This is a genomic window from Vibrio sp. 970, from assembly GCF_033339075.1.
In genome coordinates, this window is sequence record NZ_JAWOTW010000783.1 from 1 (window position 1) to 525 (window position 525).

The 525-nt window shown below is 45.3% G+C and carries 1 pseudogene; it reads right to left on the bottom strand.

From position 1 onward, the window contains the following. A pseudogene (locus tag R7Q11_RS29160) lies at positions 1-525 on the bottom strand (AraC family transcriptional regulator); the annotation flags it as partial.

The window sequence follows — 525 nt, forward strand, 5'->3', positions numbered from 1 at the left end:
GATTGATCCGCAATTTCATTAGACGTTGGCTAAACGGCTCTTTAAAGTGCTTTTGAAACAATCTTGTGACCGCACTTTCACTCAGCGATAAGTAGTTCGCCAAGTCTGCGAGCGTCACCTTAGTTGCAAAGTGTTGTTCGAGATACGCGTTAACACTTGCCACGCGCTCTCTTTCCTGTAGCTCGTGTTCACTCATCGATAAGTATGAGTGAGTCATCAGTGTTTTTGCTCCTTCATCGTGAGCAATCAGAGACAAAACATGGAGAAATCTCGATAGTTGCTCCATTGCAGAAAACGTCATGAGCTCATGCAGAAGATCCACAACGTGCTGAGCTGTCCGTTCAGAAAACACCACACCTTTATTGGCCGCCTTTAAAAGCGGGTCAAGCTTTCTAAGCTCTGCGCAATAGAACATCAAATTGGCAATCCACTCACGCTTAAACCAAATCACATGAGTCTCGCACTTGCTTTCGACCAATGTGGAGTGAATTGAATGAGGCACACCAGGCGCGATCAATAGCATTT